At 38.6% G+C, this 16927-nt stretch carries 15 protein-coding genes, 2 tRNA genes and 1 riboswitch; of the genes, 10 read left to right on the top strand and 7 right to left on the bottom strand.

Translation table 11 applies throughout. The annotated features are described in order from the left end of the window. Positions 1-14 precede the first annotated feature (14 nt). Entirely contained in the window at positions 15-1112 is a 1098-nt protein-coding gene (locus R4Z09_RS24175) for an FAD-dependent monooxygenase (RefSeq protein ID WP_338449251.1), read from the top strand. A 20-nt stretch (positions 1113-1132) separates the two neighbouring features. Here the strand turns inward: R4Z09_RS24175 and R4Z09_RS24170 are convergent, their stop codons facing one another. Further along, positions 1133-1345, bottom strand: coding sequence for a methionine aminopeptidase (locus tag R4Z09_RS24170; protein WP_338449250.1), 213 nt, complete (start codon positions 1343-1345; stop codon positions 1133-1135). 254 nt (positions 1346-1599) lie between these two features. Between R4Z09_RS24170 and R4Z09_RS24165 the strand changes: the two genes are divergently transcribed. Next, positions 1600-3267, top strand: a complete 1668-nt coding sequence (locus R4Z09_RS24165) for a DUF6044 family protein (RefSeq protein ID WP_422392316.1) — start codon at positions 1600-1602, stop codon at positions 3265-3267. A gap of 92 nt (positions 3268-3359) precedes the next feature. Next, positions 3360-4382, top strand: coding sequence for a glycosyltransferase family 2 protein (locus tag R4Z09_RS24160; protein ID WP_338449248.1), 1023 nt, complete (start codon positions 3360-3362; stop codon positions 4380-4382). A gap of 64 nt (positions 4383-4446) precedes the next feature. Here the strand turns inward: R4Z09_RS24160 and R4Z09_RS24155 are convergent, their stop codons facing one another. Then, positions 4447-5931, bottom strand: a complete 1485-nt coding sequence (locus tag R4Z09_RS24155; RefSeq protein WP_338449247.1) for an amino acid permease — start codon at positions 5929-5931, stop codon at positions 4447-4449. 88 nt (positions 5932-6019) lie between these two features. Further along, positions 6020-6210, bottom strand: a riboswitch (Lysine riboswitch). A 330-nt stretch (positions 6211-6540) separates the two neighbouring features. Between R4Z09_RS24155 and brnQ the strand changes: the two genes are divergently transcribed. The 3 genes from brnQ to R4Z09_RS24140 all read left to right on the top strand — a co-directional run bounded on the left by brnQ (position 6541) and on the right by R4Z09_RS24140 (position 10646). Then, entirely contained in the window at positions 6541-7887 is a 1347-nt protein-coding gene (brnQ, locus tag R4Z09_RS24150) for a branched-chain amino acid transport system II carrier protein (RefSeq protein ID WP_338449246.1), read from the top strand. Between the two features lie 162 nt (positions 7888-8049). Next, the gene (gene pruA, locus R4Z09_RS24145; RefSeq protein WP_338449245.1) at positions 8050-9597 is read left to right on the top strand and encodes an L-glutamate gamma-semialdehyde dehydrogenase; all 1548 of its coding nucleotides are present in this window, start codon (positions 8050-8052) and stop codon (positions 9595-9597) included. Positions 9598-9731: 134 nt separating this feature from the next. After that, positions 9732-10646 carry a proline dehydrogenase gene (locus tag R4Z09_RS24140; RefSeq protein ID WP_338449244.1) on the top strand — a complete coding sequence of 305 codons (915 nt, stop codon included), beginning with the start codon at positions 9732-9734 and terminating at the stop codon, positions 10644-10646. Positions 10647-10696: 50 nt separating this feature from the next. Here the strand turns inward: R4Z09_RS24140 and R4Z09_RS24135 are convergent. Together R4Z09_RS24135 and R4Z09_RS24130 are read right to left on the bottom strand one after the other, a co-directional pair. Next, a tRNA-Ser gene (locus tag R4Z09_RS24135) sits at positions 10697-10784 on the bottom strand. Positions 10785-10795: 11 nt separating this feature from the next. Next, positions 10796-10866 (bottom strand) — tRNA-Gly (locus R4Z09_RS24130). A 198-nt stretch (positions 10867-11064) separates the two neighbouring features. Between R4Z09_RS24130 and R4Z09_RS24125 the strand changes: the two genes are divergently transcribed. Further along, positions 11065-11613, top strand: coding sequence for a shikimate kinase (locus R4Z09_RS24125; RefSeq protein ID WP_338449243.1), 549 nt, complete (start codon positions 11065-11067; stop codon positions 11611-11613). Positions 11614-11668: 55 nt separating this feature from the next. Here R4Z09_RS24125 and R4Z09_RS24120 read toward each other — a convergent pair whose 3' ends face one another. The 3 genes from R4Z09_RS24120 to R4Z09_RS24110 all read right to left on the bottom strand — a co-directional run bounded on the left by R4Z09_RS24120 (position 11669) and on the right by R4Z09_RS24110 (position 13070). Next, entirely contained in the window at positions 11669-12529 is an 861-nt protein-coding gene (locus tag R4Z09_RS24120; protein ID WP_338449242.1) for a DUF421 domain-containing protein, read from the bottom strand. 11 nt (positions 12530-12540) lie between these two features. After that, the gene (locus R4Z09_RS24115) at positions 12541-12747 is read right to left on the bottom strand and encodes a DUF1657 domain-containing protein (protein WP_338449241.1); all 207 of its coding nucleotides are present in this window, start codon (positions 12745-12747) and stop codon (positions 12541-12543) included. A 119-nt stretch (positions 12748-12866) separates the two neighbouring features. Beyond that, entirely contained in the window at positions 12867-13070 is a 204-nt protein-coding gene (locus tag R4Z09_RS24110; RefSeq protein ID WP_338449240.1) for a DUF1657 domain-containing protein, read from the bottom strand. A gap of 219 nt (positions 13071-13289) precedes the next feature. Between R4Z09_RS24110 and R4Z09_RS24105 the strand changes: the two genes are divergently transcribed. Genes R4Z09_RS24105 through R4Z09_RS24095 form a run of 3 tightly spaced genes read left to right on the top strand, consistent with a single transcriptional unit; the run spans position 13290 to position 16869 of the window. Then, positions 13290-14654, top strand: a complete 1365-nt coding sequence (locus R4Z09_RS24105) for a spore germination protein (protein ID WP_338449239.1) — start codon at positions 13290-13292, stop codon at positions 14652-14654. Next, a complete protein-coding gene (locus tag R4Z09_RS24100) occupies positions 14651-15745 on the top strand; it encodes a GerAB/ArcD/ProY family transporter (RefSeq protein WP_338449238.1) in 1095 nt (364 codons plus the stop codon). The genes R4Z09_RS24105 and R4Z09_RS24100 overlap by 4 nt, the downstream gene beginning before the upstream one ends. Continuing rightward, positions 15742-16869 carry a Ger(x)C family spore germination protein gene (locus R4Z09_RS24095; protein ID WP_338449237.1) on the top strand — a complete coding sequence of 376 codons (1128 nt, stop codon included), beginning with the start codon at positions 15742-15744 and terminating at the stop codon, positions 16867-16869. The genes R4Z09_RS24100 and R4Z09_RS24095 overlap by 4 nt, the downstream gene beginning before the upstream one ends. The last annotated feature ends 58 nt before the right edge of the window (positions 16870-16927 follow it).

Here is a 16927-nt window from a genome sequence, read left to right as displayed (position 1 = left end):
ACGGGTGATAGAACATGAAGTCATATGATTATAAGACAGATGTTTGTATCGTAGGTGCCGGACCAGCCGGTGCTTTACTTGCATACCTGCTCTCTAGTCATAATATTTCTACCATATTGGTTGAGCGGAATACACATATCAATAAAGAGTTCAGGGGAGAGCACTTAAACGAGACCGGCGAAGCCATTTTACGAAGGTATGGTCTTTTTGATGAGCTGGAGAATATTGGACTATTAAGAATGGAAAGCGTTGAATATTGGGATCATGGGGAAGTGTTTAAAAAAATCATTCCGGATGAACGTGTTAACCATTGCGGTATTCATGTCCCACAAAAGCATTTGCTCGGCCTCATATTGAAAAAAAGTGAACCGCTCAACGATTTTAACCTATTATTAAATACAAAGGTAACGGCATTACTAGAAGAAGACGGCCAATTTACGGGTGTAAAGGCAATAAAAGATGGAAAAGAAATAACCATTAAAAGCTCTCTGATTGTAGGGGCAGATGGTCGTTTTTCAACTGTCCGCAAATTGGCAAAAATCCCATTTGAGAAAATCAAGCATGGATACGACCTTCTCTGGGCACGAATCCCAGCTCCGGAGGATTGGGAGCCAACGGTTCGCATGGCGCTGATTGATAATGAACAGCTTGCCTTGTTTACACAGCAAGGCGGTTATATTCAAATTGGGTGGAACATAGAAGAAGGAACGTACCCTGAGCTTCGGAAGCATTCAATTACCCCTTTTATCGATCGGTTAATTGAAGCTTTTCCACAGCTGGCGAATACAGTTCGTGCTGAGATCCAATCGTGGGATGATTTTGTTTTACTTCAAGTACAAAGCTCTAGAAGCGAAAACTGGGTGAAGAAAAATTTGGTGATTATTGGAGATGCGGCTCATACGATGAGTCCAACCGGTGCAATTGGTATTAATAGTGCCATGAAGGATGCAGATGTATTGTTTCAAATTCTTAATGATGCAGACTCTATGGAACAGGTTGGCAGCATAGAATTGCAATTATTTGAACAGCTTCGTAGAAATGAAGTGGAAGCACAACAAAAAGAACAATTACAAAAAGAAGAATCATTTGGAAAACAATTTATCCCGGTGTAGAAATAGCAGCCGGGATTTTTTTATATTTGACTGTTTTGGCTCCAATTAGAAAAGGATCCTGTTCCATTACATCCTGGGCAATCATACGATTCCGGATAGCTGTATTCATTCACGATTGGAATCTGAAATCCTTTTCCATTACAGTCTGGACAATGTCCTAAGCTTTGTGCCTCGGCAACTTTCTTTTCATATAAACTAGACTTCCAATCAGAAAGATAACTAAAAAGCCCCATTTTCATACCCTCCTTCACTTTTTCCATATTTTATGCACGCAGCTCCGTTTTGGGAAACTGTATTCATAGGAAACATTTGTATTATGTCATTAATGTTGTGAATTTATTCAGGATCTATCGGAAAGTTTATCAGCGCAAAAGTAAGCTCCGTTTGGGGTTTTTTTGTGGTGAAACATAACTGCTTTGGATAATTTTATCTCTTTTTGTAAAAAGTAAAATCAATTAAGTTCTTGGGGTGTTAACAATTGGATTACATACAAGATCAAAAGGAGAAAAAATTACTCGTACTTGCACTTATCATTCTTGCTATATATATTTCTCCTTTATTTATATTAGGAGAAAATGCGCATATTCGTGTCCATGATAATCTGGATTCAAACTTGGCCTGGTATAAAGTATTGCGGGAAAGCGGGGAAATTTTTGGCCCAATTGATGCTGTTATTCCGCAAGTTATGAACGGAATACCAAGAAATGCATTTGGAACGGAGTACAGCGGAATCGTCTGGCTATATTCCTTATTTCCGACTATGACCGCCTATGCATTGAGCCAAACGATCACAAGACTGGTTGCTTTTTTCGGGATGTATTGGCTCTTACGTGATCATTTTTTAGCGAGAAAAGAGTGGGGTTTGATTACGGTAGGAACATCGTTAGCATTTGCCTTAACACCGTTTTGGCCATCAGGCATGCTGAGTACGCTGGGAATGCCGCTGGCTTTATGGGCATTTCTGCATATCCGAAGGGGAAGGAAGACATGGAAAGAATTCCTGGTGCTTAGCCTTCTTCCTTTTTACTCAAGTATTGTACTAGGCTTTTTCTTTTTTTTATTTGCCATGGGGATTCTGTGGATTATCGATGTCATTAGACGTAAAAAACTTAATCTGGCTTTTCTATTATCACTGATGTATATGGCACTCGTATACTGTTTCGTTGAATACAGGCTTGTCTACTCCTTTCTTTTTTCCACTGAGCCGAATAGCAGGGACGAATATATCCATGCACGTCTCTCATTATGGAGAGCGATTCGTCTCACCTTTAAAAATTATGTGCTTGGACATACCCATGTCATGACGGTTCACGGCTTAATTATTCTGCCGATATTGCTCGCCGCTTTTTACTTGGTCTGGAAAAAGGGCTGGTGGAGACAGGAAAAGTATTTTGTGTTTTTATTTATTCTTAATTTTGTTTTATCACTCTGGTATGCCTTTTGGTTCTATAAAGGCTGGCAGCCGTTGACGGAGAAGTTTCATTTTATGAATAGCTTTAATTTTGCCCGTTTTCATTTTCTAAGACCGCTCGTGATTTACGTGTCTTTTGCCTTGGCATTGAAAATCATTTGGCTGAATACAAAAGAATTTCGCTCAATTATTTATTTTAGTTTAATTGCCCAATTGATCATATTAGGGCTATTTAATGAAGAGGTATTTTACCGGGAAAAGCCTTCTGTCAAAGAGTTTTATGCCGAGGAATTATTTTCACAGATCAGGGATCATATCGGGCGGCCCGTACAGGAATATCGTGTAGCAAGTGTCGGCCTGCATCCAGCAATTGCTCAGTATAATGGATTCTACACATTAGATTCCTATAATAACTTTTACCCGCTGTCATACAAGCATGAGTTTCGAAAAATCATTGAAAAAGAGCTGAAGAAAAACAAACAAATCCGTACTTATTTCGATGAGTGGGGCGGACGCTGTTATTTATTTACGGATGAATTAGGCAAGCATTATATGTTTAAAAAAAATACGAAAAAGAAGCTAAAAACTGTTCAATTTAACTTTGAGCCGTTTAAAAAAATGGGTGGAACACATATTTTTTCATCCGTTCCGATTGTCAGTGCGGAAGAAAACCAGTTAGTGCTTGAAAAAGTGTTCTCTAGTAAAGAATCCATTTGGAAAATTTACTTATATCGGGTTATTTGACTCGAAAAATGAGGATATCCGTGGTTTTAACCTGCTTATCCGCACTTTTACATTTTAAGAAATTTGAACTTCACATCATGGAGGGAACAGACATGAGTACACCGGTAGTCACACTTGTTGTGCCTTGTTATAACGAAGAAGCTGTCTTGCCGTATACAATGGAGGTATTACAGCAATATCTCCAGGAATTAATAGATCAAAAGCTGATTTCAGAGAGGAGTAAAATATTGTTTGTCGATGACGGCAGCAAGGACCAAACTTGGAAACTCATTTATAAAGCGAGTCTTGAGGCAGATACGATTCGCGGTCTAAAGCTGGCTGGAAATGCCGGTCATCAAAACGCTTTATTAGCCGGGTTATTCGCCGCAAAGTCTGTATCCGATTGTGTCATCTCTTTAGATGCTGATTTGCAGGATGATATTTTGGTGATCCGCGATTTTATCGAGAGATTTAAGGAAGGGTATGAAATTGTCTATGGAGTCCGCAGAAAAAGAGAGACGGATACGATTTTTAAACGTAAAACAGCCGAAGGCTTTTATAAATTGATGGAAAAAATGGGTGTCAATCTAGTATATAATCATGCTGATTACCGGTTAATGAGCAGACGTGCGCTTGAGCAGCTTGAACGATTTGATGAAGTGAATTTGTTTTTACGGGGAATTGTTCCTCTGATCGGATTTCGCTCCACCAATGTTTATTATGACCGCAAGGAAAGATCTGCAGGTGAAACAAAATATCCATTGAAAAAAATGCTTTCCTTTGCCTTTAACGGAATTACTTCCTTCTCCGTAACTCCGATTCGATTTGTTTTATTAACTGGCTGTACGTTTTTCTTTGTCAGTTTTTTTGTTCTATGTTATTTTCTAGTGTTAAAGTTTTTTGGTGAAACTGAAATAGGCTGGACGTCATTAATTACGTCGATCTGGCTAATCGGGGGTTTGCAGCTGATGGCCATTGGACTCATTGGAGAATATATTGGAAAAGTCTATAAAGAATCAAAGCGAAGACCGAAGTATATTGTGGATATTGATTTATTCAACTTATCGATTCCTGAGCATTTGAGAGAAAGGGAAGCCGGTGAAGCTGATCTTGTACATAAAGGACTATCTAACTGAAATGAACAATAAAAGAACCTGCCGTCTAACGCAGGTTCTTTTATCTTAAAGATTAAGAAAGGGTCTAGCGGTCGAAATCCCGCTCTGTTGTAAGATCGCATTCTTTTAACGGAATGATTTTCGTCTTTTTCACCCATTTATGACCCAGCCAGATAACCAGGAATAATGGCAGTCCAATATAGGAAACAAGTACCCCGTTCCAGTCAATTCCATCACCCATAAAGGCAGCATAGTTTTGCCCCAGAATAACAATGCCGCAAACAACGAAGGCAAAAATAGGGCCAAATGGATAAAAACTTGATTTGTATGGTAATGCGTTCATATCTTTTCCTTGCGCCACATAGGCTTTGCGGAAGCGGTAATGGCTGATGGCAATCCCAAGCCATGCAATAAAGCCTGACATTCCTGATGCATTTAACAGCCATACATACACGACTCCTTCACCAAAAAGGGAAGCGAGGAAAGCGATTGAACCAACTAGTGAAGTGACAATTAAGGCATTTACAGGAACCCCGTTTTTATTTAACTTTGCCAGGAATTTTGGCGCTTTGCCTTCTACAGCTAAATTCCAAAGCATACGGGTTGATGCATACATACCTGAGTTACCTGCAGACAGAACAGCTGTTAATATAATAGCGTTCATAACTGAGGCCGCAAAAGCAATCCCGGCTCTTTCAAATACAAGTGTAAATGGACTTGTTGTGACTTCACCGCTTGCAAGACTTTCATTTGTATAAGGAATTAATAATCCAATCACAAAGATCGCTAGAATATAAAATAATAAAATACGCCAAAAGATTTGTTTAACAGCCTTAGGAATATTTTTTTCAGGGTCTTCACTTTCTCCTGCTGCAACCCCAAGTAATTCTGTACCTTGGAAGGAGAAGCCAGCGGCCATAAATACACCGAGGATGGCTATAAAGCCGCCATGAAAGGGTGCATCTCCGATTGTAAAGTTTGAAAATCCAACTGCTTTATCGTCCATGATTCCTATGATCATTAAAAAGCCTGTAATAATAAAAACAATAACTGTCACGACTTTAATAAGTGAAAACCAATACTCTGCTTCACCAAAGCCCTTAACAGATAAGTAATTAATTAAAAACATGACGACAAGACAGATGCTGCTCCAAATGATTGAAGGAACATCTGGGAGCCAAAATTTCATGATTAATGAAACAGCAGCAAGTTCAGCTGCGATCGTAATCGCCCAGTTATACCAATAGTTCCATCCAAGAGCAAATCCTAATGATGGGTCAACGAATTTTGTTGCATAGGTGCTAAAGCTTCCGGCAACAGGCATATAAGCTGCCATTTCTGCTAACCCGGTCATAAGAAAATAAACCATAGCCCCGATGAGTGCATAGGCAAGCAGTGCTCCGCCGGGTCCTGCGGAATGAATGGCACCGCCACTGGCAAGAAACAGCCCTGTACCAATGGTCCCTCCAAGCGAAATCATCATTAAATGACGTGCTTTAAGCTTTCTTTTTAATCCGCTTTCTTCCTGGTGTATCAGGATATCCTCTTTTTTTTCTGCAGATGATTGCATTCTATCGACTCCTTTTTTAATAGGAAGGAGCGGGTAAAATAAAAACCGCCAAAGAGGATTCGACGGTTTTGTTCCCGTATCATACCTTCCGAAAGATAGCTCAACACGAGTAACGGGTGTTAATCGTGACAGTTCTGTTCCTATTCGAAAACAGACCCAGCCTGTATTTTCAGAGAAAAAAATACAAACTTCGGCAGCTTTTCCTTTCGGGAGGAGTCATGGATCATCTCTTTAGTCTCGTCCTGCCTACTAATAAAAGCTGCAACCTCTACCCCACCGGCAATGATGAGGATATCATTATATTCATTTATTATGCCCTATGCAATTATACTTAAATTACTAGGAAAAGCCAATGGAAAGTTATTCTCATATATCAATAAAATTACTTGTTTTAATGATTTTGTTACGGATAATAATATTAAAATAAACATCTCATTCACCATGTTGTAACAAATTTCGACAAATTTTATAGTATTTTAATATATCTGTTTACTTTATTTATTCATTTATGCAATAATAGACAATGTTGTTTTGCAATAATATATTGATTAATATAAGTTGTTGGAAGATTGAAAACAGCTTTTTTTCTTATTTAAGGAGGCGAAAGCAATGAATTCAAAAATTTCTCGTAATGAAATAATAGCCATCGGTCTTATGCTTTTTGCCTTGTTTTTTGGTGCAGGAAACTTAATCTTTCCACCTGCATTAGGACAAGCAGCAGGTACGAATCTTTGGCCGTCTATTATTGGCTTTTTATTAACTGGAGTAGGCTTACCTTTATTAGGGGTACTGGCGATCGGGGTGTCTGGTCATGATGATGTTCAGTCATTAGCGAATAAAATAAACCCGACCTTTTCCCTCATTTTTACTGTTGCCCTGTATTTATCTATCGGGCCGTTCTTTGCGATTCCACGTACAGGAACCGTGTCATATGAAATCGGCATTGCCCCGTTTCTTCCGGAAATGTCCGGCGGTTTTAATATAGGTTTACTGATTTATACGATTATTTATTTTGCGATTGTCGGATACCTATCATTAAATCCAAGTAAAATTGTTGATCGCGTTGGGAAAGTAATGACGCCGATATTATTACTTTGCTTATTAATCGTATTAGTTGCGACGGTAATCAATCCGCTTGATAAACCGTTAGCTCCGATTGGAAGTTATGTAGACAATGCCTTTTTTAAAGGTTTCCAAGAAGGCTACTTAACAATGGACACATTGGCATCATTTGTCTTTGGTATTATTGTTATCAATGCGATTAAAGACAATGGAGTCACAACAAAGAGCGGTATTGCAAAATCAACGATTAAAGCAGGATTAATTGCTGCAAGTGCATTAGGAATCATCTATCTTGGGCTAGCTTACCTTGGTGCAACAACTAACTATGCAGCAGGTGAAGCCAATAATGGCGGTGCCCTATTGACATATGCAGCGAATACTCATTTCTCGATCTGGGGCAATATAATTCTTGGATTTGCGATTTTATTTGCCTGCTTAACAACATCTATTGGACTTATCACATCTTGTGCAAGTTATTTTTCTAAAATGTTCCCGCGTTTTTCTTATAAAACGTTAGCGATTGTATTTACTGTTTTCAGTGCGGCGGTTGCCAACATTGGTTTAAGTCTGTTAATTACGATTTCTGTTCCAGTCCTGGTAGCGATTTATCCATTAGCGATTGTATTAATCTTTTTAACATTCTCTGATCCTCTTTTCAAAGGAAAATTATCTGTTTATCGCTGGAGTATGCTGTTTACAGGAGTTTTTAGTGTGATTGACGGTATTAAGGCAGCGGGTATCCAGCTTGAAGGATTATACAGCTTCTTAAATAAATATCTGCCGTTGTTTGAGGCAGGCATGGGCTGGGTTGTACCAGCATTAATCGGTGCTGTGATCGGTTTTATCATTCCATCAGCGGAAAAGACGGCTGACTCAAATAAAAAAGTAAGTTAATAATGAAAAATGACCTTATGAAGAGGGCAGCCAATTGGGCTGTCCTCTTTTTTAATAGGCTCCCAAACCTTTTCGGGCTATAAAAGTCCTAATCCCCTCTAAAAGGTCATTGGCTTAAAATTTGCTTCATATACTATATAAATGATTTATTGGGGGGATTAAATGGTAACCGCTTATCGGCATGAACCATTGACAGACTTTACTGTAGATGAAAATAAACTCGCGTTTATGGAAGCTTTAAAACAGGTGAATTCACAATTAGGAAAAAAATATCCGTTAATTATAAATGGAGAGCGGGTAACGAGCGGGGCAGTCATTGCCAGCTATAATCCAGCCAGAAAAACAGAGTTAATTGGAACAGTCTCTGCTGCTAATAAAGAATTAGCCGAAGAGGCAATGCAAGCGGCATATTCAGCCTTTTCGGTTTGGAAAAAATGGCCTCCTGAGGCAAGGGCCCATCTATTGCTGAAAGCAGCTGCGATTATTAGAAAACGGAAGCATGAATTTTCGGCATACCTAGTCAAGGAAGCCGGTAAGCCATGGAAGGAAGCGGATGCGGATACGGCCGAAGCGATTGATTTTTTGGAATATTATGCGCGGCAAATGCTGGACTTAAAAGATGGAGTACCGGTGAACAGCAGGGATGGAGAAAACAATCGGTATACGTATATCCCGCTTGGCGTCGGCGTCATTATTTCACCATTTAATTTTCCCTTGGCTATTATGGCTGGAACAACGGTTGCAGCTATTGTAGCTGGAAATACAGTCCTATTAAAACCATCCAATAATACACCTGTTGTAGCGGCAAAATTTGTAGAAGTCATGGAGGAAGCCGGTCTTCCAAAAGGAGTCCTGAATTTTATCCCGGGGAGCGGTGCGAAAATCGGTGATTATTTAATTGACCATCCCAAAACCCGGTTTGTTTCTTTTACCGGATCACGTGAAGTGGGGTGCCGGATTTATGATCGGGCGGCAAAAGTACATCCTGGGCAGGTTTGGTTAAAGCGGGTCATAGCTGAAATGGGAGGAAAAGATACAGTTGTTGTGGATGAGGATGCTGACCTTGATTTAGCTGCAGCATCAATTGTATATTCCGGTTTTGGCTTTTCGGGTCAAAAATGCTCTGCCGGATCAAGAGCAGTTGTACATGAGAAAATATATGAACAAGTGTTAGAAAAGGCTATTGCCCTAACAAAGGCTTTAACAGTCGGTAATCCAGAAGAAGCAGAAACCTATATGGGACCCGTCATTGATCAAGCTGCTTTTAACAAAATTATGTCCTATATAGACATTGGGAAAAAAGAAGGCAGGCTTGTTACCGGCGGTGAAGGCGATCTGGAGCAGGGATTTTTTATCCAGCCAACGATTATTGCTGATGTGGATGAAAAAGCCCGGATCATGCAGGAGGAGATCTTTGGACCTGTTATCGCTTTTTGTAAAGCTGAAAGCTTTGATCATCTTTTACAGATTGCGAATAACACGGAATATGGATTGACAGGGGCATTTATATCGAAAAGTCGTGAACATATCGAACGGGCACAGCAGGAATTTCATGTCGGTAATCTGTATATTAACCGTACCTGTACAGGGGCAATTGTCGGCTATCAGCCGTTCGGCGGCTTTCAAATGTCGGGGACAGATTCCAAAGCAGGCGGTCCTGATTATCTTCTCCTCCATATGCAGGCAAAAACCATTTCTGAAGCATTATAATTTGGCCTGCCCAGTTGATTTTAAGCTGCAGTAATAGCTGCCAATTTAAATTATCGATCGGGATCCTTTTCATAGGCTTGCAAGGATCCCTTTTGGCATAAGATCAGTCACCTTCTAGAAGGAGGGATCTTAGAATGTTATCAGCCCTATCAAAAGGATTTTTCCTCTATTTATCAAAAAATAGAATTTTGAATCGCGTAGCGAAAAAATGGGGATTGAAGCTTGGTGCATCACAGGTTGTAGCGGGAAATTCACTCGAAAGCATGGTTGTAAAGGTTCGCGAATTAAATGAGAAGGGATTGCTGTGTACGCTTGATCATTTAGGAGAATTTGTTTCTAGTAAAGAGGAAGCTGATTCTGCAACGGATGCTGCGATTCTGACATTGGAAACAATTGCGAATACAGGCTTGAACAGCCATTTATCAGTAAAATTGACGCAGCTTGGTGTTGATGTTGATCGGGACTTTTGTGTAAACAATATGCGCAGGATTTTAGAGACAGCGGAAAAATACCAAAACTTTGTTAGAATTGATATGGAAGACTATTCACACTACAAAGTTACGTTAGATATTTTACAAGAGCTGCGGGAAACGTATCCTAATGTCGGTACCGTAATCCAAGCTTATTTACGCTGTGCAGAAGAGGATATGAAGACTCTCCAAGATGTTCCACTACGTTTAGTAAAAGGAGCCTATAAAGAGTTACCAATGGTTGCTTTTCAACATAAAAAAGAAGTGGATGACAATTTTATGAAGTTGATAAAAATCCGCCTGTTAAGTCGAAGTTATACAGCGGTCGCGACACATGATCATCATATCATTGAGAGTGTAAAACAGTTTGTCGAGGAACAGCAGATTTCGAGAGATCAATTTGAATTTCAAATGCTTTATGGCTTCAGAACAGAAATGCAGCAAAGTCTGGCAAACGAGGGATATAAAATGAGGGTGTATGTTCCCTATGGCAGTGATTGGTTTGCATATTATATGCGCAGGCTGGCAGAAAGACCGCAGAATGTTTCATTTGCTTTAAAAGGATTTTTATTAAAATAATAGAAAAGGCAAACCGTCTTACGAATCGGTTTGCCTTTTTGGTATGGTAACGGAGAAGGTGGGATTCGAACCCACGCAACGGTTGCCCGCCCTAACGCATTTCGAGTGCGCCCCCTTGAACCACTTGGGTACTTCTCCAAAGAATAGAGAGCGGGTGAGGGGAATCGAACCCCCGTCATCAGCTTGGGAAGCTGGTATTCTACCATTAAACTACACCCGCATTGCTTATTGCTATACTAGTATAGCATAATCTCGAGAATTTTTCATTTGTTAATTAAAGAAGGGTAAAAAAATCGTTAAAAATCAACCCGGAAAAAAGTTACCATTTTCTTTTTTACAATTACAAGGGTCTACTATATAATTATAATATTTAAAACATTTATTGGCAGAAATATAGATCAAGAGGAGATCGTCTAATATGAGAAAGCATGGATTACCGCTGCGTGAGAAAAGCATTGTATTTGTTGGTTTCATGGGAGTTGGAAAAACAACCATTGGAAAACTAGTGGCCAAGAAATTGTATCGTGATTTTATTGATGTGGATGAAGAAATTGAAAAGGAATTTGGCATGCCGCCAAGAGCAATCTTTGAAAAGTACGGAGAAAAGACCTTTCGTGAACGGGAACAATCATTGTCCATCAGCTTAAGCCAGTCTCCATTGAAAGTCATTTCTTTAGGCGGCGGTGCTTTTCTAAACGAAGAAATAAGAAAAGCCTGCTTAGAAAATTGCCTTGTATTTTTTCTCGACTTATCTTGGGATTCGTGGAAAGAGCGAATTAGTATTATTATTGACAGCCGGCCGGTACTGCAGAATAAAAGCCTGGATGAAATTGAAGAATTATTCTACAGCAGGCAAAAAGCTTATGAACTACATAATTCAAAAGTGAAAACAGATCATTTGAACGAAGAAGAAGCAGCGGATTATATTATTGATTCCTTAAAATTAGCATGGGAATTGAATGAGTGAGCCTAAATGAAACGAAAAAGGGGGCATGGGCAGCCCCCTTTCTTACATCCAACGATCATCCATTTAAATAAGGCTTCAGCGTCTTTATTGCCTCATCAAGTTTTTTTGCATTTTTATTATACATGGTCTTGGCTTTTTCCGACTTCGTTTCAAGAGCGAACAGCTCTAAGTCGGCCTGACACTTTTTCATCATGGCCAGCAATAAAGGACGGACTTGAGGAGCGGGGATGTTCATTTTATCATCGTAAACATCAACGGTTAGACCGCCATAAGAGTCTACCTGTCCTAGGAACACATTCTCAATGGTAACGCCGAGCTTGTCCAGTTCTGTATGCAGCCATTTTCGATCTTTTCCTGCGGAAGCCATTGCATCATTTATAATGGTTCCATCCATAATAATGGTTTGCGGGGCTTTATCATTTGCTACCTTCATATTCATATCTTTCGGGGTTAATGGTCTGTTTTCTTTTTTCAAGAGAACACTAAGATCTCCTTTTGGCTCAAGTATAGCGAATTCTACATCTGCCATATTAAACACATTTTTTTGCCGTAGAAGGGAGTCAATTTCACTGATGGAATATTTCTCTTTTTTTAGATTATCCTCCATAATTTTCCCATCCTTAATGATGATGGTTCTTTTCCCTTCAACTAGATCCCTGAATTTTTTACTTTTCAGAGAAATGATATCTACAAGTAAGGTGATTAAAGCAAAAATAGTGATGGCTAAAACGCCATGACCAATATTGCTATCCAACCCCATGATGACTTCTCCGGCAATACTTCCAATTGTGATTCCTGATACATATTCAAAAAAGGATATTTCCGATATCTGCTTTTTTCCTAAAATTCTAGTCAAGACGATTAGAACGATAAAGAAAATAATTGCACGAATAAAAATACTACCATATTCGGGCATATCAACACCTCTTACGAATTTTTATATTGTGGCTCTTCAAGCTCCATTTCAACTTGGCGTTCGTGAAGATCTTTTTGTATCTCTTCAATCATCAGCATCATATCATGAAAGGTTCTTTGGGCATTCTCTTCCTGAGAAAGAATCGCAAGCTCGGATAGCTGCGCCTCAATACTTTTCAGCGTCGCAATACTTTGCTTTACACTTGAAATAACTGTCATCTTTTCATCATCCTTAAAAAAGATTCTTACTATATCTATTTTTTGCAAAAAATAAATTTCTATCAAGGAATGTTAAGATTGAAGAAACCGGTCTGCCAAGAGCAAACCGGTTTTTTTCCTTATTGATTGTATTGCGGTTCTTCCTGCTGAATCTGCTGAATCCGCGGTTCAATACTATCAATGATGGTTTGTGTTTGTTTTGCTGCATCGGAGTACAATTGCTTTGCCTCTTGATTATCAGTTCCTAAGGCAAAGGTCTCCAAGCTTGCTTGTGCACTTTTTAAACCGGCAATCGTTTGTTTTACTTGTGTGATTACAGTCATTTAATATTCCTTCTTTCATTGAAGATTTAAATACAAAAATATTGTGTCATTAGGACATAGTTTCTATGTAAAAATCAAAATGGTTATTTCTGGGACTGATTAAGGCTTCCTTGTATTTTTGGCATGAAATGGCCCATTTTGGCAAAGATAAGCATAACCAACGAAGATTGGAAATGATAGAAGAATGCCGTACACAGTGTGATGAAAGGGGAGTTTCAAGTGAAAAGAGTTAAGGATGCGAAGCATATTAGTGAAATAATTGACTCAATCACACAGGAATTTCAAACTTCCTTTGACTTTGTTGATAAAAAATTACATATCGATGGGAAAAATGCCCGGCTTTTATATATTAAAACAGTAGTAAATGGAACAGACCTACAAGAATATGTGATAAAGCCATTTTTTGAGCTGCCTACGGATCAACATTTCAGCTCCTACTTATCATCCCTTCCCCAGCAGCAGGAATGGGAGGGAAAAGAACAAATCCTTGATCATTTAACAAGAGGAAGCATTGTTGTTGTTGTTCAAGGCAATTTGCTTCTCTTGGATGTAAAAAGTGTCAATACAGATTCCGTTCTACCAGTGAATCTTGAACCAACCATACATGGACCTGAACTGGCATTAAGTGAAGATATTGCTACTAATATTAATCTGATTCGCCAGCGCTATCACAGACCCTCTCTGACAGTGGAAATGCTGCAAGTTGGGGAAAAATCAAATCAATCTCTTGCTATTTTTTACGACCAATCGGCCGTTAATAAGCCGGTCCTTGAAACGATAAAAAAGAAACTGGATTCTTTACATACTCCGTTAATCCAAACAACTGCAGAGCTGCAAAGGCTGTTAAACGACAAAAAAAGATCGCTTTTACCTATTTCGATGCTTAGTGAACGAACGGACCGAATTATCTATAATATAGCGGGTGGTAAGGTTGTTCTCGTATTAGATGGCAACCCGATATCATTAATGGCTCCTGCCGTTTTTGCAGATTTTATGTCTGCTACAGAAGATAACTACCGGCCCTTTTGGGTGACGATGTTTAATAAATGTCTTCGCTATTTAGGGTTAATTATCTGTTTAATATTACCGGCTCTATATGTAGCAATTACATCTTATAATCCTGAAGTTTTTCGTTTTGAATTAGCGTTATCCGTCTCCGGAAGCCGGATTGGTGTTCCGTATCCGTCATTTGTTGAAGTATTATTTATGCTGATCGTCATGGAATTACTGATTGAGGCCAGTATCCGCCTTCCGAAAGTGATTGCCGGTACAGCAACAACCGTGGGCGGTTTGATTTTGGGAACAGCAGCAACAGAGGCAGCATTAACCTCGACAATAATGATTATTATCGTGTCGGCAATGGCGATTTCAACCTTTGTTATTCCAATTAATGAAATGGGTTTTGCCGTTCGCATTATTAAATATGGGGTACTACTGTTTGCAACGATTGGAGGTTTGCTTGGATTAGCCTTATTTTTACTAGGTTTTATGATGTATTTATCGAATATGGATAGCTTCGGAGAGCCCTATTTTAAGCTGTATCTGCAAAGGAAAACAGCAGAAGTAAAGGGGGATGAGATATGAGCCGTTACTTCTATTATCTAACTTTTATTAATACGATAGCGAGCATGGCTGCATCGATGCCCAAAATCCTGCTGATGGATAAAGAGGAAGGAGCGATTGTCTCTATACTTGTATCGATTCCGATTGGTTTGGTTGTTTGTTATGTTATCGGGCGGTTTTTTCAAGGTTTTCCAGGAAAAGGCTTGCCTGAATTAATGGATGCCTACATTCCAACGTTTTTCAAGATCGTGCTGCTGTTAGGGGTTGGTATTGTGTGGTATGCAGCAGGACTTCTTTCTGTTATTACCTATAGTTTTTTAATTAAACGATTTTTGTCCCCAAATGCAAATCTAATTTATATCGTATCATTGATATTACTCTTTATTTACTATGGGGCTTTAATGAAATCGAAAAATGTTCTATATGTCCTTGAAATGATTTTTATATTTACTGTACCCCTCATTTTTCTTATCCTTATCAAAGGGTTTACAAATGAACACTTCGAAATGGATTTTGTGAAAGAATCAATCATGCATATACAGAATTATCCAAGTTACCATGCAATTTGTGCAGCTGCTTTTGTATTTTGGGGACCGGCCAATTTAATCATTTTTAACCGTGTGATGATTAAAAAACAATCTATGACATGGAAGTCCCTTTGCATACTCGGTTTGTTTGGGACAAGTGTGTTATTTGCATGCTATTTTGGTCCAATTGGCTTGTTGGGGTTCGAAAATGTTGGGTTGACTACCTATCCGGGTATGACTACAGCAGATACCTTGTATTTTCGTTATTGGATTATTGAACGTGTCATCTTTGTATTATTGATGTTTTTTTTGGCGATTACATTTGGCAGTTTATTGACTCATTGGCATGTGGCAATCGAGCTATTTAAAAGTGTTATTTATTTCAAAAAGTTTAAATGGAAGAAACACAACCTCACCCCCCATCTTTTCCTGATTATTTTTTGGGTCATTAGCGTGAAGGTTGTTACATATTTAACCGAATATCAATTGCTAAAGTATACGGGTTATTTTTACAATTTATTTCCCCCGCTGCTAACCATCATGTTCCTGCTTTTTTGGGTGATAAGAAGGAAGGCGAAGGCATGAATAGGATTTATCGGAACGTAAAATTCCTGCTGCTTATCTCTATCTTAATAGGGAACGTTATCCTGCAAACTGGCTGTGGATTTAAAGACATTGATAAGAGGCTTTTCGTATTAGCAATCGGAATTGATCAGGCCGAAAGCAAAGGGAATCATTATAAAGTAACCTTGAAAATAGCTTTGCCCTCTGGCTCTTTGAAAGATTCAAAAGGGGAGATGTACACCTATTTAACAAAAGAGAGCAGTAAAGTGGCGGATGCGATAAGATCATTAAAAAACCAGGTCGATAAGGAGTTTGACTTTGGTCATTTGAAGACAATCGTTATAGGCGAAGCATTATTACATGATGATATTACTGAAATCACGGATATCTTTTTAAGAAGAAGGGACTTTCAAAGAATTTCTTTTGTTGCAGTGGGGAAGCCGACAGCAGAAAAAGTGTTAAAAACAGAACCAAAATCTGAAATGGCAGCTTCCGTGTCGTTATTTAATTTCTTTTCTGAAACAGGGGTCGAGAGTCCATATATTGTGACAACATACCTTTTTGACCTTAGAAGAAAAATGGTGGAGCATGGTTTTGATCCTGTTTTGCCAATCATAAAAGTAGATAAAAAAAGTACAAAATTAATAGTTGATCATTCCGTTATCCTATCTGACACGGTGAAACCGATGGAATTAGACTCAAATCAAACGATACTTTACAATATGATACGAAATAATCTTAAAAAAATGGAATTATTGATTAAAAAGGAAGATCATGAATATATGATCTCGATCGATTCACTGAGTTCTAAGTATAAGATTTTGACGCCAACCAATCAAAATCCTGTCATCGATATGAATGTTGAGCTTATAGGGATTATAGAAGAGTCTGATCAACATATAAATAGTAAAGAACTGAAGCAATTAGGAATACATGCCTCTAATGAAATTGAGAATGCAATAAGAGATTTATTCGTTCACCTTCAAGAAAAGAAGATCGATCCTTTAGGTTTCGGATTACGATATAAAGCAACCCGATTACATAAAAAGGATCTTTTTACAGAATGGGAACAAGAACTTTTTCCTCAATTGAAATTAGATGTTACTGTTAATGTGGGAATCAAGAGTACAGGAGTTATTGAATAAAAAAAGTATATAACGAAAAAAAGAGGCTTACGCATTCATAGTACTTATGACAATTGCG

It is taken from the genome of Niallia oryzisoli (genome assembly GCF_036670025.1).
Taxonomy (GTDB): domain Bacteria; phylum Bacillota; class Bacilli; order Bacillales; family Cytobacillaceae; genus Bacillus_BD; species Bacillus_BD oryzisoli.
This window is presented reverse-complemented; position numbering and strand designations above follow the sequence as displayed.

Coding starts and splice junctions, on each gene's coding strand:
- pruA (WP_338449245.1), top strand. CDS start 8,050: ATGGTAACCGCTTATCGGCATGAACCATTGACAGACTTTACTGTAGAT.
- R4Z09_RS24100 (WP_338449238.1), top strand. CDS start 14,651: ATGAGCCGTTACTTCTATTATCTAACTTTTATTAATACGATAGCGAGC.
- brnQ (WP_338449246.1), top strand. CDS start 6,541: ATGAATTCAAAAATTTCTCGTAATGAAATAATAGCCATCGGTCTTATG.
- R4Z09_RS24095 (WP_338449237.1), top strand. CDS start 15,742: ATGAATAGGATTTATCGGAACGTAAAATTCCTGCTGCTTATCTCTATC.
- R4Z09_RS24160 (WP_338449248.1), top strand. CDS start 3,360: ATGAGTACACCGGTAGTCACACTTGTTGTGCCTTGTTATAACGAAGAA.
- R4Z09_RS24115 (WP_338449241.1), bottom strand. CDS start 12,747: ATGACAGTTATTTCAAGTGTAAAGCAAAGTATTGCGACGCTGAAAAGT.
- R4Z09_RS24125 (WP_338449243.1), top strand. CDS start 11,065: ATGAGAAAGCATGGATTACCGCTGCGTGAGAAAAGCATTGTATTTGTT.
- R4Z09_RS24110 (WP_338449240.1), bottom strand. CDS start 13,070: ATGACTGTAATCACACAAGTAAAACAAACGATTGCCGGTTTAAAAAGT.
- R4Z09_RS24140 (WP_338449244.1), top strand. CDS start 9,732: ATGTTATCAGCCCTATCAAAAGGATTTTTCCTCTATTTATCAAAAAAT.
- R4Z09_RS24155 (WP_338449247.1), bottom strand. CDS start 5,931: ATGCAATCATCTGCAGAAAAAAAAGAGGATATCCTGATACACCAGGAA.
- R4Z09_RS24170 (WP_338449250.1), bottom strand. CDS start 1,345: ATGGGGCTTTTTAGTTATCTTTCTGATTGGAAGTCTAGTTTATATGAA.
- R4Z09_RS24175 (WP_338449251.1), top strand. CDS start 15: ATGAAGTCATATGATTATAAGACAGATGTTTGTATCGTAGGTGCCGGA.
- R4Z09_RS24120 (WP_338449242.1), bottom strand. CDS start 12,529: ATGCCCGAATATGGTAGTATTTTTATTCGTGCAATTATTTTCTTTATC.